Source organism: Phycobacter sedimenti (assembly GCF_038148855.1).
Lineage (GTDB): Bacteria > Pseudomonadota > Alphaproteobacteria > Rhodobacterales > Rhodobacteraceae > Phycobacter > Phycobacter sedimenti.
On sequence record NZ_JBBVGR010000009.1, the window covers coordinates 1 to 14,365 of the forward strand.

Below are 14,365 nucleotides of genomic sequence, written 5' to 3' on the forward strand. Positions count from 1 at the left end.
GAACAAGAAAAACTTGGAAATACCCTCCGCACCACGGCCCAACACCAGCTCGTAGATACCAAATTCGAATCAACCGTCTGCTCGAAGGCGGTCAGAAACACTCATCCGCAAGCGGCCCCGCGCATGCGCTCTCCGACAAAGACCTGCACACTCTACCGTCCTCATAGTATGAACAGCCCGCTATGCGCAGAAAGCGCCCTTTGCAAAATTCCCCTTCCTAGGGGAGTGACAGCTCACGAACGGCCCATTTCTGCCGTCGTCACACTATCTCGTGCCGCGTTGCCGTTTCGTCGAAGCGGCCACTCATACCGGTGACGAGGTTTTTTGATCAGCTCGCTATCGTTTAGTGTCTTCGTTCCAGCCAACCTGTTGCCATTCATTGCCATCGAACCAAACAGCACCTTCAGACCTTCTCCAACAAGACTCATCGTTGTCACCCCTTGGCCATGTGTTACGCTCTGCTATCATTATCCAAACTGGTTCAATTTCGCTCTCATCTGCATACCGACGAAGCACAGCCTCATCTATGACCACCGCTGTCTGATGGCTCACGGGCCGGTGGGATTGCACAATTGTGTTGCCAGCACTGTCCATCCAGTACTGAGGTCCCTCGGAAGACATAGTCAGGCATAGTTCTTCAGCGAACCATTTTTGCGGCATGTAGCTTGTGAAGCCTTCGGGCAGCGTTTTGTCTAGGTGGCTTTCCCAATGGTAGTGTGCGATCGGGATGGCAAACTCACAATCGGGTGGTGCCCTCCAAACGTGCTGGTCGAATTTCGCTGAATTCCAAGTATCGCGCCAGAATGCTTCGCGCAAAAAGGGGCCATCAGTGAAATCTCGGGGTTGAAAGTCGTTAACACTCAGGCTCGCTTCAGCAGCAAGATATTCTGTGAAGTTAGAAGCTTTCCCTTTCCTTACAAACACACAGTAGATGAACCTGAACTCTTGGTATCGTTTGCCGTGGTCTCCAGGCTGCGGCTCTGCGTAGTTCTCTTCCGCCAGACTAAATTCGTAGAGCACCGACCATCGTCTCTTGTTCTCATCCTCTCGCACCAGTTTGTCCGACATTGCTTGAGTGGGGTCTTCGGTGAACGGCCACTCTTTCAACTTTTCTTCGGCCACTTCCGGTAGCACGATCTGAGGTTCGGACATCCACTCAAGGTCAGTCTGCGGTGAGGAGGGGTAGCCGGTTGCAATAGGGAGGATGGTTGGCTCGATGTTTCGGCGGAACTCATGATGGCTATACCGATACTTGTGTGGCCGCTCTGGCCAGCCTTCGAGGACCCAAAAATTGTCCGCCAACCTTGCTTGCAGCTCATCTAGAGCGATGCGCTGATACTTCTTCCCTATACGCTCAAGGTCGTTTTCATGGCGTGAGTAGCTTCCACCTTGCCCATCCTCTGGGAACAATTCTTCTGTCCAACCCAGTTCGTATGCTCGCTTAGTAATCCAGAGACGGCACTGTTGAACGCTGATTGTCTCGTAGTCACCGTGGCCCGCAGCATCGTTGAAATACTCGTCAACCAATCGATCCCGTTCTTCTTCATTGAGCAGTTCGTTCAGTTCAGCTAGAGCGTCTTCCTTGCTGATTTCAATGCCTTTTCCCTCTTCCTCCAATTCGATGGCTTCCTCTTCCGCCTCATTGCCATCCGTATCGATAATCGTCCGTAGAATGATTTCGATTGGAACGATTGATGCCTGTTCATATGCCTCAAGCGCCGCAACTCTTTCTGGATAGGGATCAATGACCTCAGCTTTGAAGCGGTCTTTCACTTCTGAAGCTGCGACTGGTTTGGGTTCCGAAAGTCGTGTGGTTAGGAAGCCACGCACTCGCCCCGGGATGCTATACTTGCCGTAGTCACCCCACTCACTCGACGCCGACCTGAAGATTGACTTGCCGCCACAACCATCGGCGATTTTCTCAACTTGTTCTTTTGTCAGACCGAAAATCGGCTCTTCTGAGCCGAAGGGGGGGTAACAGTCTTCAAGGTTCGCATCCGAGTTCAGGGCGTTTTTCTGTGCTGCGAGTTCTACGATCCCCAGTGCGTAATCCCTGGTCATCAGCGACATCGGCGGCGCACCTTCAGCAAAAGCCTTTGCGAAGACTAGGCTCGAGTATGCCCTGAGCCGCTCCACACTGGGATCGATGCAACAGGCTCCAAAAGCTGAAGCATAAAGCCTTTCAATCACGTAGGGATCATTGCAGGAATTCATCTCCTCAAAAACAAAGTCGAATACATCCGACCTGCTTAAGAAAAGTGAGGTCAGCGCCTTAGTCGACCGGTCCCGCAAAGTAATGTGGGATGACGACAAGGACCATGCCAAGACCAAAGAAGCTAACTCCATGTGCCTGGCATCGGTTTCCCGGTCTTTTGTCGACATTGCCCAAGAGATGATGCGATCGATCTGGCCGAACTCTTCTCTGGACGCCAAGTTGATCCAGCGGGTCCAGTGGCTGTCTCGTTCTGCCATTCCAAAGTTTTGAAGGTGCTTGTTCAGAAACTCGGCATTGTAAGGATGATCGATTGTGATGGACACTTCCAGCAGCAAGCCTTGAGGGTCAACAGAGTAACCGTCTAGAGCGTTCAGGAGGTCTTTGGTGTCATTTGTGAATGCTTCCAGATTTCTCCATTTGAAGCTTTCGGCAAAACCCTGTTGAAGCGTGCCGTATTCCCAGTGTCTTTCCCAGTCAGGCACCTCGGTGGCGAACTCGGTGCCGAGTTTTTCTGGGTAGATCGTCGACAATGCGCCTACAAGTCCAGCATACTCGTAGCGAATTTGGCTCGTAAGTTCGCCGTCATAAAAGAGGAAGTTCAGCGGCCCTCCTAGCTGAAATTCCGCCCCCAATTGAGACCGAGTTTTCTGAATTCCCATCCGCTCAATGAGCATCCGCCCCAGTCTAGTGATCGACCACGAATTGGTGCGAGCGGAAGCCCTAGCAGCAACTGCTTTTTCGGCCAACGCGTCGGCCATAAGGTAGTCCTGAAAACGCTGAAAAGAAAACCTGATCAGCTCTGAAGGAGGGTTCAGCGGATCGATGTTCTTCGAGTAAGGAGGCGGATCACGACGGAGCAGACTCGATTGAATGAAGACATCAAGCCATGATTTGCCTTCGGGTGCTTGGCGACTGCCAAACTGCTCGTGTGCAAGATCACTTGCAACTTCAAGTTCAACAAAATCTTGCCCATTGAATGCCATGGTAGTCGCGATGCGTTGCACAAACCTTTTGAGCGACGATGACAAATCCTCGGGTCGAACAGAGCGCACACCAGTTCTGGAGGCGATCCCATCTAGGTAAAATGCCATCAACTCTGAAACGCCCTGCAAACCTTTTGGAAATTCTGACTCACCTCGTTCAAGCAGTGCTTCGCTTGTGCTTTTCAAGAAGAGAGGGTTGGTGAACTCGGGGGAGAGCCAGGGCGTGTTTGGGCGAGATATGCCCTTGTTGTCTAGGTATTGGATTGCGGCGCGTTCTCGTTCTTCAAGGCTGAAGAAGCCTTGCATTCTGAAGGTGGGCATAGTCTTCAGAAGGTTTTCTGGAATTGCATACCTTGAGTAAACATCTCGGCAAGAAAAAACGGCCGCGATGTACGGATATGGTCGTAGTGCATCGACGACTTGAGGTATCCAGTGCATCCAGTAGGTTGAGCCTGCTCCTTCGTTGATTGCGTCGAAGAAGAGAAGAGTTCTTTGCCCTTTCCTTGAACCGGCTGCGTCCAGAATACCAAGAATTTCGTCTGAGGTTTTTGCTTCAAGCCCCAAGAGGTCGCCGAGTTGCGGCCAAAATGGAGCGTCAGACAAGTCTTGACCCAGAATTACGACGGTCGGCAAACCGTCTTGAACACGTTGTGATGCGGCTTGTCCTAGAGAATGGGATTTGCCTGAACCGGCTTCGCCAAGCACTATCGCAGACTTAGCGGCTTCTGCAGACCAATCACGTTGCCTGAGCGCTTCATCGAGCGTGGCAAGAGCCGCCTGAAGGTCTCTCAGGCTATCTTTGACAACCGTGAACTTCTGTTTTTCGGTTTCCTCCAGGTTTTTGCTATTGGTTGTCGAAAATGGCCGCTCTAGCTTCCACGCAAGCTTGCGCAGCTCATCCAGTGTTTCTTTGGCCTTTGCCAAATTCCACTTTATCGTTGGTTCCTGATCGACTAGCGCCTGCATCTCAACAAGTTCAGACCAGAGTGAACTCGCTTCTACCAAAACCTTGGGATCTGGTTTCAAAGATGTTGTGGTAAACTCGATTGACGGCACTCGGTTGCTCGCCAACGACGTAAAGGCATCATGAAGACGAGCACGCGATTTTGGCCCTCTGACGATAGCGTCGAACATTGCTTCAATTGAAACCTCGACATGGTCTTCAGGGTTGAAACGATCGTCTAGTTTTAGTGTTGCCGCCTCGACTTGGCTTTTGAACCACGCGTCATCGAGGACATCGCCGCCAAACCAAAAACGCTGCAAGGCCAGATTATCGCTGACCAAAAGCTTGTCATTAATGACGGTCGCCCCCCAACATTCGAACTCAATCGAAATTGAACTTTTGGCAGCCAGAGCTTTCCAGGCTACAACACGATCATCCCATTTTTCTTGTTGTGACTTACCCTTCGCCTTTGGTCCCCGCTTGGGCGTGAAGTCGAGTGGCAGGGCAAACACATACCTCTTGAGCTCCGGATGGGTCTTTAGCGCCTGCTCAACAGACTTGTCCATTTGCTTCCATTGGGTATCCCCAAGTGTCTCAAAGAACTTAGACTGGTAGCCGACCTTGTCGCCGTTTTTAAGTATCCAGATGGCTTCAACTCCACCATCGCCGCCTCGGCCATCGTTCGGCTGAAATTCGTGCGCGTTTGCTGGCGGCTCCCTTCGCGCCAAGACCTTTATTAGCGCCTCGAACGAGTCGCGCTTACCGGTGTCAAAACCATGAATTTTCAAGGGATCAATCATTTAGGAGGCTATCCGTCAGTCCACATCGTTTAATCTACGGTTTGTCCTCCGAGTGAGCTCTACAAGGTGCGCAACTTCCCGAATGCAAACCAATTTTAATCTAAACACCGATGGATCGTAACACCAAGTGGTGCCTCGCGCAGAGTGTTTTACTATTTCAGCTTTGAGTTTTTTGCCGCGAGACCATCCGCTTGCCACTAGAGTAGTTTGTACTTTTGCCTTGGTGGCGAAAGCCCGCTTTCCGCCCCTGGCGCAGATCAGTCGTGTCCGCTTTGGGCTGGGAGCCGCCATCTATGTACACGACATGAAACAGTATTTCTCGTTGACTACACACTAGTTCTGAGTGTTCAAGCCTCTCTCTCGCCCTTCCAAATGCGCAGCCCATTGGTTCATTAGCTCAAAGCGGTTTTGAACGAGATCGGACCGCCGGTATGCTCGCTCTACAGTGCTGCCAACATTGTGCGCTAAGGCAAGTTCCGCGAGAGTATGGTCCACACCGTTCTCTGCCGCCCAATCTCGAAAGGTGGAGCGCAGACCGTGCGGAACTGCGGGTAGTTTTGACCGTCCATCAAGAAAGCGCGCGCCCCCATTCGCCTGTGCGGCTTCATCCATACGTCGCATCACTGCGGAAAGGGACATATCCGACAACTGGCCGCCTTTGCTGGAAAAGAAAACGAAGTCGCACCCTTCCAGCTTGGGCATGCTGAGCAACAAGTCTATTGCTGCATCAGATAATGCCGACCTATGTTCGCGACGTGCTTTCATGCGCTCTTTCGGGATGATCCACAGACGTTTTTCGAAATCCACTTCATCCCATGTCATCCCGCGAACTTCGCCAGACCGGGAGGCTGTGAGCGTAAGAAAGCGAAGCGCGGTCGCGCCCATACCTTCGCGCTTGCTCAGTTCCTTCCAGAAATCGGCAGCTTCCGTCACCTGCACAGCCGGGTGGTTCTTCTGTTGTTTAACCCGTGAAGGGTTTGGCAGCACTTCAGAGAGGTTTCCTTTCCAAACCGCCGGGTTGGTTGTTTCCCGGTGGCCGGACACAATGGCCCAGGAGATTACAGCCTCAATACGTTGACGCAGCCGTGTCGCAGTCTCTGTTTTGTCTTTCCATATCGGCTCCAAAACACGGATCACATCTTCGCGTGTCAGATCGCGAACATAAATCGAACCCACGATCGGAACTGCGTAGGTGTCCAACGTAGCGCGCCATTGCTTTTTGTGTTTCTCGTTGCGAAACTCAGTCATGCGTATCTTCAGGTACTCTTCGACAGCATCCGCGAAGGTCAAGACAGCACGGTTTTTCTGTTTTTCGGTGATCGGATCCACGCCGTCACGTACCGCACGACGGTTTTCAAGCGCTTGCTCTCGCGCCATCGCCAAAGTCACGATTGGATAGGATCCCAACCCGGCCTCTCGGACTTTGCCGTACAGCGTGAAGCGTTGGAGCCAGTGTTTTCGTCCGTCAGGTTTGACACGCAGGCGCAAACCCGTCCCGTTCTTGTCACTGTACACACCAGGAGCTTTTATGTTGCGGACGAATGTCGCAGTTAGACTGCCGTTCATATAACCTTGTCCCCCCTATCGTTCCCCCTCTGAAACCCAGATTTTCGAGGATTTCGCCGGAATTCTCTGGAACGTACTTCCTCATAAAATCGTTATGTGGCAATTCCTTACAGGTCAATAATGGATTTTTTAGGAATTCTGAACGGCGGACTGTCTCTCCGCCACTTTTCCCTGACGCTCCAAGGCAATTAACAGCATTCAGGCGACAGCGCGATCCGGCTGCAATGGTGTATTCGGGCACATGCAGAATGGTTCAGTGCCGTTCAGTTGCCTGTCCTGTACCGACTGTGGTCCTTTGGGTGGGGCACCGGACGCCCTATTCCGTCATGCAGGCCGCGCGCGTTTCGCCGTCAGCATCTAATCGGGCCCTGTTGCCATCGCGAGCGGGTTTCCTGCTCCGGCCCGCCATCACCGATCAAGCAGTGTGGCAAGGACGCGCCCTGGAAAAAGGAGCGCTACTCACCCGGTGGCCCGGGCGGTTGCTAGGCGATTGCCGGAAAGACCGATGTCTTTTTGACCGTACCGTAGACAAAACTGGTGTCGATTGTCGCGATTCCGCCGATGCGATGAATGCGATTGCGGATGAAATTCTCATAAGCGTCGAGGTCAGACACCACGACCCGCAGTTGATAGTCGGACGCCCCGGTCAGGACATGGCACTCAAGCACCTCATCCATAGACTTCACACGGTTTTCGAACCGCTTCACATCTTCCTCGTTGTGACGCTCAAGCCTGACGCGCACGAAGACCGTGATCGGCAACCCATAGGCTTTTGCATCGACCTCGGCGCTGTACCCTTGAATGGCGCCACTGTCTTCAAGCAGGCGCAGTCGGCGCAGGCAGGGAGAGGGCGACAGGTTGACCCGCTCCGCCAAGTCCTGATTTGTCATGCGCCCATTGGCTTGCAGGGCACGGATGATCTGACGATCTTTGCTGTCCAAACTGCACCTCATTAGCAGATAGTGCCAATATTCTATCAATACATGGCATTATTGGCAACTAAATGCCTTTCCGCGGCAACCAGACTGTTTTCAATAGGGAACACAGAGGTCACCATGAAAACCAAATCCGGCTTTGCCACGCGCGCTATCCACCATGCCTATGATCCGATGCAGAACCAAGGGGCCTTGACCCCGCCGCTGCACCTGACATCAACCTTTTCCTTTGAAAGCGCCGAAGCGGGCGGCGAGATGTTTGCCGGTGAGCGTGAGGGGCATATCTACAGCCGCATCTCAAATCCGACGTGCGACTTGCTGGAACAGCGTATCGCCTCGCTGGAAGGGGCCGAAGCTGCCCTTGCGATGTCGTCGGGCATGGGTGCCATCACCGCCACGCTCTGGACCCTTCTCAGCCCCGGTGACGAGGTGATTGTCGATGAAACCCTCTATGGCTGCACCTTTGCCTTCATGCGCCATGGGCTCGGAAAATGGGGCGTGACAATCACCCATGTGGACATGACCGATCTGGACACCCTGCGCGCCGCGATCAGTGACAAGACCCGCGTTGTCTATTTCGAGACCCCCGCCAACCCCAACATGCGCCTGGTGGACATCGCGGCGGCATCCGCGATTGCCCATGACGCCGACGCCACAGTGGTTGTCGATAACACCTATGCCACCCCTTATCTGACCCGGCCGATCGAACTGGGCGCCGATATCGTCGTGCATTCGGCCACCAAATACCTTGGCGGCCATGGCGATGTCGTTGCCGGTCTTGTGGCGGGCACGGCCGAACAGATCAGCGAGATCCGCCTCGTGGGCATGAAGGACATGACCGGAGCGGTGATGGCACCCTTCAATGCCATGCTCATCCTGCGCGGTCTCAAGACCCTTGCCCTGCGTATGGAGCGGCACTGCGCCTCGGCGGAAACCGTGGCTGAATACCTCCAGGCGCATCCCGCCGTTCAGCAGGTGCACTTTCCGGGTCTTGAGTGCTTTGACCAGTTTGATCTGGCCGCCCGCCAGATGGATGAGCCCGGCGCGATGATTGCCTTTGAAGTCAAAGGCGGCATGGCTGGCGGGATTGCGTTCATGAACCGTCTCAAGATGATCCAGCGCGCGGTTTCGCTTGGCGATGCGGAGACACTGATCCAGCACCCGGCCTCGATGACACATTCGACCTACACCGCAGAAGAACGCGCCCTACATGGCATCAGCGACGGGCTGATCCGCCTCTCCGTGGGGCTGGAAGACGTCACCGACATCCTGCAGGATCTGGACCAGGCCCTGCCGACTGTCACAAAACACGCTGCGGAATAAGGAAAGAGTCATGCCCGCCAATCAGACACACCTCAAGACCGTTGAGCAGCGCCTGCTGTGGCTGTCTCACTGGATGATCCACCATGCCAACCATGTGCGCCCCAAGGTGGATGGGATCAAGATTGGCGGCCATCAGGCCTCTTCGGCGTCGATGGTGTCGATCATGACCGCGCTGTATTTCTCGGCCCTGCGCCCCGAGGACCGGGTCGCGGTCAAACCCCATGCCTCGCCCATCTTCCATGCGATGCAGTACCTGATGGGCCACCAGACCCGCGAGAAAATGGAGAATTTCCGCGGCTTTGGCGGGGTGCAGAGCTATCCCAGCCGGACCAAGGACATCGATGATGTGGATTTTTCCACCGGCTCGGTCGGCCTTGGCGTTGCGATCACCTCCTTTGCCTCGATCATACAGGATTACATCGCGGCCAAGGATTGGGGCCAAGGTACTCCGATCGGCCGCATGGTGGCGCTGGTCGGCGATGCCGAGTTGGATGAGGGCAATATCTACGAGGCCCTGCAGGAGGGGTGGAAGAACGATCTGCGCAACACCTGGTGGGTCGTCGACTACAATCGCCAGTCGCTCGACGGGATCGTGCGCGAGGGCCTGTTCGAACGGATCGAGAAGATCTTTGACGCCTTCGGCTGGGACGTGGTGCGCATCAAACATGGTGCGCTGCAACGGGCTGCCTTTGAAGAGCCCGGCGGCGACCGCCTGCGCGACTGGATCGATGCCTGCCCCAACCAGCAGTATTCGGCGCTGACCTTCATGGGCGGTGCGGTCTGGCGCAAGCGCCTGATGGACGATCTGGGGGATCAGGGCGATGTGACCGCTCTGATCGACCGTCGCAGCGACGCCGAGCTGGCCGCGCTGATGGAAAATCTCGGCGGCAACTGCGTCGAAACCATGGCCCAGACATTTGAGGCCATCGACCATGACCGACCAACCTGCTTTCTGGCTTATACAATCAAGGGTTGGGGCACGCCCATTGCCGGTCACAAAGACAACCACGGCGGGCTGATGAACAAAACCCAATTCGCAGAATGGCAGACCCATATGGGGGTGCCACAAGGCGAGGAATGGGAGCCGCTGGCCACGGTCAAAGACCCGAAAGGCTTGCGTGATTTCCTGTCTCAGGTGCCGTTTTTTGCCCAAGGCACCCGGCGCTACCGCGATGACAAGCTCAAGGTGCCAGCCATCCAGATCGATACCACCCGTGAAACATCGACCCAGATGGCCTTTGGCAAGATCCTCGATGACCTGTCAAAAGGCGACAGCCTGTTGGCCGAGCGGATCGTGACGACATCGCCGGATGTCACAGGTACCACCAGTCTTGGCCCCTGGGTCAACCGTCGCAAGCTGTTCGCCCGCACGGCGCAGGCGGATGCATTCATCGAGAATCGCATCCCCTCGACCGCAAAATGGGAGTTCGCGCCCGACGGCCAGCATATCGAGCTGGGCATCGCCGAGATGAACCTGATGTTGCTTCTGGGCGCCGCGGGGCTGTCCCACTCGCTTTTCGGCAAACGGCTTATTCCCATTGGCACGGTCTATGATCCATTTGTGGCGCGTGGCCTCGATGCGTTGAACTATGCCTGCTACCAGGACGCCCGCTTCATCCTTGTGGGCACCCCATCGGGCGTGACGCTGGCTCCCGAAGGGGGCGCGCACCAGTCGGTTGGCTCCCCTTTGATCGGCATGTCACAGGACGGGCTGGTCAGTTTCGAACCTGCATTCGCCGATGAGCTGGCGGTGATCATGGAGTGGGCCTTCGACTATGTCCAACGCGATGGAGAGGGCGACCCGGATGAGCGCACCTGGCTGCGTGACGAGACCGGTGGCTCGGTCTATCTGCGTCTGACCACAAACCCGATCGAACAACCGGGCAAACGTCATGACGACGCATTCCGCCAGGGTGCCATTGACGGCGCATACTGGCTCCGCAAGCCGGGGCCAAATTGCGAAGTGATCATTGCCTATCAGGGTGCGGTTGCGCCCGAGGCAATCAAGGCTGCCGGCATGATCGGCGAAGGGCGCAGGGATATCGGCGTGCTCGCTGTCACATCTGCCGACCGGCTGAATGCCGGCTGGACGGCGGCGCAACGCGCCCGCTCGCGCGGGACCGCGGCAGCGCAATCTCACATCGAAAGCCTGATGGCCGAGCTTCCCCCGCATTGCAGGATCATCACGATCATCGACGGCCACCCGGCGACCCTGGCCTGGTTGGGAAGCGTCGCGGGCCATCAGACAATCCCGCTGGGCGTCGAACATTTCGGGCAGACCGGCACCATCGGTGATCTTTACCGCCACCACGGGATTGATGCCGATACCATTGTCGAAAAGGTCAACGGATTGACGGAAGGCAAAACCGTCACGCGTCGCATCCCGTCGCAAATGGGCACAAGTTGACCAAAGCACCTGAGCCGCCAGCGCTTTCATCAATAGCGTATGGCGGCTCCCTGCCCGTGCTTCAGGCCCAGGGTGACGACTGCGCCGTTCCGATGCCCGTGCTGGGTTGAGACATCCATTTGACCACGTCAGCACAAGAGGTCCCGGAAGACCCTGTTGGGTGCCAGACGTCTGAAATCTGAACACCTTCCCCGTCAGGCCATTTTCGCACCAGAACCCCTTTTGCGATCCCGCAGCCTCTGGGCGCCAGACCCACGTTCAGTGCAAGTCGGGCAGGCGAGCAGAGACAAAGCCCTGCCACGGCTTTGCCCGAGACCCCGACTGGGACCCCGGGCAAAGCTGTTTTCAAGCTCCATCCGACTTTGGATGGATCGTACGGTCAGACGAAAACCAAATCGTCAACCAGAGCCGATGCCGTCACGGTACCATTGAACGTAATGGTCTGTCCGTCGCCGAAGTCGAGCGTGTACAGGCTGCTGACAACCGAGCCGTAAGTATCGAGCACCTGCTGTGCCGACAGGCCGCCACCCCAGATCGCATCGTCCAGCTGCAGAGTGTCCTCGCCGGTGACGAAGTCATCGATGATATCCGCCCCGTCGCCGTCTTCGAAGACGAAGGTATCGGCATAGATACCGCCCCGCAGGAAATCGTTGCCCGCGCCGCCGTCCAGCGTATCGGTCCCGATGTTGCCATAAAGGCTGTCATTGCCCGAACCGCCATCAAGGGTGTCGTTGTCGTCCCCGCCAAACAGCTGGTCATTGTCGGCGCCGCCGAGAAGCTCATCGTCGCCGGCATTCCCGTACAGGGTATCGTTTCCGAAGCTGCCCCAGAGAATGTCGACACCGCCGCCGCCGTTCAGCAGATCATCACCGGTCATCCCCAAGAGGGAGTCGGCACCGTCACCACCGCTGAGTTCGTCGTCACCGTCGCCGCCGCTGATGTAATCATCGCCGGTATGACCGAACAACACGTCATCGCCGGTGTTGCCATAGAGGGTGTCATTGTCCTCACCGCCCAGCAGGGTGTCCGAACCGGTTCCACCGACCAGCGAGTCGTCGCCAGTGCCACCGTCAAGGGTGTCGTCACCGCCCAGCCCCTCAAGGGTGTCATTGCCCTCAAGGCCGGAAATGTTGTTGGCAAAGTCGTCCCCTTCAAGGGTGTCCGAACCGGTCGTACCCGTGACCGTGGCAGCCCCGGAGCTTTGGGTCGATGTGTAGAAGCTCTCTGCGCCAAGCGCATCTGTCACACCTTCCAGCACGACAACCTCAACCCCGTCGATCGCGATCGACAGATCCCCGCCAACAACTGTCTGGGTGATGTTGGTGGCGGCCATTGCCGTATCCAGGGTGACATGATCCGCCCCCAGGCCGATGAAACCAAGAGCGTCCTCACCCGCAGTAAAGTCCGTGATGATTGATCCACCCAAGATCTCGGAAGAGCCTTGAGCCCCATAGGAGAGGATGAACATGTCGTTCCCGGCCCCGCCGGTCAGTTCATTGTCGCCCTGACCCGCGATATAGTCATCACCGGCGCCGCCGACAAAATCCGCGCCGACATCATGGATGGCGATCTCCTCGTAATCCATAAGGAGTTCAGCGCTGTAGAGCGTCGCCGGCTTGATGTCGCCCTTGATGTAGACCGCCAGATCGAACTTTTCGCTCATGTTGACGCCATTGGCCGACACGTTGCCCGCATTGTTCTGAAAACCTGCGCTCAGCGACATGGGCGAGAAAGGGGTTGCCCAGTCCAACAGGTTGATGACCGTCTGGGTCTCTGCGCCAACCTCGTATTTGACCTGGTCTTTCTGCGGATTGGCCGTGGCGCTGGGATCGGTCGGAATGGTGACACCCGGCAGATCCTGCCCGTATTTGTCCGGCTTCAGGCGCCAGCGCGGTCCGGAATCACCATATTCGTCACCGTCCAGAACCGGCTCAAAGGGCTCACGGTTCATTGTGGTGTACCACGCGTTGGTGAAGCCTTGCTCACCGTCGGCGGCACCGATGCTGGCCAGATCACTTGCGGCCCAGTTGGTCGCCAGGTTTGCATCCCGCAGGATCGTTCCGGCCTCATAGAAGGTTCCGTCCCCCGCATAGTAGCCGTCCGTGCTGCGCCAGACTTCACGTGGGCCTTCACCGTCTTCATTGTAGTCGGTCACGATTTCATAGGTCGGCAGCGTGCCGATTGCGGCCTCGTTCTCCAGATCTTCCGGACGGATCTGGTCGTTCGGGTTGTTGGTGATGGTGTGATGCATCACCACCTCGGCAGAGGTAATCCGGAAAAGCGGCTGCAGCGAGTCCTGGGTGGGACGCACGCTCCACTCTTCGGGCAGATCCAGTTGAGCTTCCAGCCGGATGTCATTGGGCTTCTTGATCATGTTGCCCCAACGATAAAGGAGCTTGCCGTCATCCTTGACCGTCACCGAATAATCCGAGCTGGCCGCGATATCAAACTCGACCGTGCTTTCATTGGGGTTCAGGATATCCTTGATATCCACCACACCATCCTGGTTTTCATCCGCAATGGTGATGAAGCCGCCCGCTCCGTCGGACACTGTCCCGTCCAGCAGGTCCTGGACCGCATGTCCGTCATAGTCCCCGCCGATCACGATCAGGTTGTCGTCCAGAGCATACTCCGCATCCGGATCCCCAGGGAACTTCTGATCGGACAGGATGTTCTGCATCACCACATAATGCTCGGTCGATGCCTTGACGGAGTTCCCGCCAAGCCCGGAAAGCCAGGTTCCCAGCACGGCCGGGGTTTTGAACGTATCGGTGGGCGCATCGGACACCACGACGCCAATCTGATCACCATCCGCGTTGGTCAGGTTACCGATGAACCCTTCTTCGTACAGGCCGTCAGAAAACTCTTTGGCGACGGCACCTTCGAAATCGGTGACGTGATAACCAAACTCGGAGTTGATGGGATAAAGCTCAATCCCCTCTTTTGTGAGCTTCGGATCTGCGGAAAAATCGACGACCGGCATATCGCCCGCTTCGACGTCTCCTTGTGTTAGTCCGCCGAACGTGCCGGTAACGTCGTCGGTACTGAACACATGGGTCACCCGATAATCGGGGTCTGTATTCAGGGGCTGATCAACATCCTGAGCGTTTTCGGGATCAATAATTGTAGCCATGTCGTCCTCCAAAATCCACATTGTGTCGGGAGAAACAGGCATGCCGTCTTCAACAGCCCC

The 14,365-nt window shown here is 56.1% G+C and carries 6 protein-coding genes; 2 read left to right on the forward strand and 4 right to left on the reverse strand.

The window, feature by feature from the left end; all coding sequences use genetic code 11:
* Positions 1-336: 336 nt before the first annotated feature.
* The 3 genes from AADA15_RS15810 to AADA15_RS15820 form a co-directional block, all read right to left on the reverse strand.
* The gene (locus AADA15_RS15810) at positions 337-4,941 is read right to left on the reverse strand and encodes an NACHT domain-containing protein (RefSeq protein ID WP_341642526.1); all 4,605 of its coding nucleotides are present in this window, start codon (positions 4,939-4,941) and stop codon (positions 337-339) included.
* Between the two features lie 333 nt (positions 4,942-5,274).
* Positions 5,275-6,507 carry a tyrosine-type recombinase/integrase gene (locus tag AADA15_RS15815; RefSeq protein ID WP_341642527.1) on the reverse strand — a complete coding sequence of 411 codons (1,233 nt, stop codon included), beginning with the start codon at positions 6,505-6,507 and terminating at the stop codon, positions 5,275-5,277.
* A 482-nt stretch (positions 6,508-6,989) separates the two neighbouring features.
* On the reverse strand, positions 6,990-7,448 hold the full coding sequence (locus tag AADA15_RS15820; protein WP_341642528.1) for an Lrp/AsnC family transcriptional regulator: 459 nt from the start codon (positions 7,446-7,448) through the stop codon (positions 6,990-6,992).
* A gap of 114 nt (positions 7,449-7,562) precedes the next feature.
* On the opposite strand from AADA15_RS15820, the gene AADA15_RS15825 reads away from it, so the two are divergent.
* Positions 7,563-8,765, forward strand: coding sequence for a methionine gamma-lyase (locus AADA15_RS15825; protein WP_341642529.1), 1,203 nt, complete (start codon positions 7,563-7,565; stop codon positions 8,763-8,765).
* A 10-nt stretch (positions 8,766-8,775) separates the two neighbouring features.
* On the forward strand, positions 8,776-11,172 hold the full coding sequence (locus tag AADA15_RS15830) for a thiamine pyrophosphate-binding protein (protein WP_341642530.1): 2,397 nt from the start codon (positions 8,776-8,778) through the stop codon (positions 11,170-11,172).
* A 379-nt stretch (positions 11,173-11,551) separates the two neighbouring features.
* Here AADA15_RS15830 and AADA15_RS15835 read toward each other — a convergent pair whose 3' ends face one another.
* Positions 11,552-14,305 carry a calcium-binding protein gene (locus tag AADA15_RS15835; protein ID WP_341642531.1) on the reverse strand — a complete coding sequence of 918 codons (2,754 nt, stop codon included), beginning with the start codon at positions 14,303-14,305 and terminating at the stop codon, positions 11,552-11,554.
* Positions 14,306-14,365: the final 60 nt, after the last annotated feature.

Excerpts from the sequence above, each read along its gene's own strand:
- AADA15_RS15830 (WP_341642530.1), top strand. The coding sequence starts at position 8,776 with ATGCCCGCCAATCAGACACACCTCAAGACCGTTGAGCAGCGCCTGCTG.
- AADA15_RS15810 (WP_341642526.1), bottom strand. The coding sequence starts at position 4,941 with ATGATTGATCCCTTGAAAATTCATGGTTTTGACACCGGTAAGCGCGAC.
- AADA15_RS15835 (WP_341642531.1), bottom strand. The coding sequence starts at position 14,305 with ATGGCTACAATTATTGATCCCGAAAACGCTCAGGATGTTGATCAGCCC.
- AADA15_RS15825 (WP_341642529.1), top strand. The coding sequence starts at position 7,563 with ATGAAAACCAAATCCGGCTTTGCCACGCGCGCTATCCACCATGCCTAT.
- AADA15_RS15815 (WP_341642527.1), bottom strand. The coding sequence starts at position 6,507 with ATGAACGGCAGTCTAACTGCGACATTCGTCCGCAACATAAAAGCTCCT.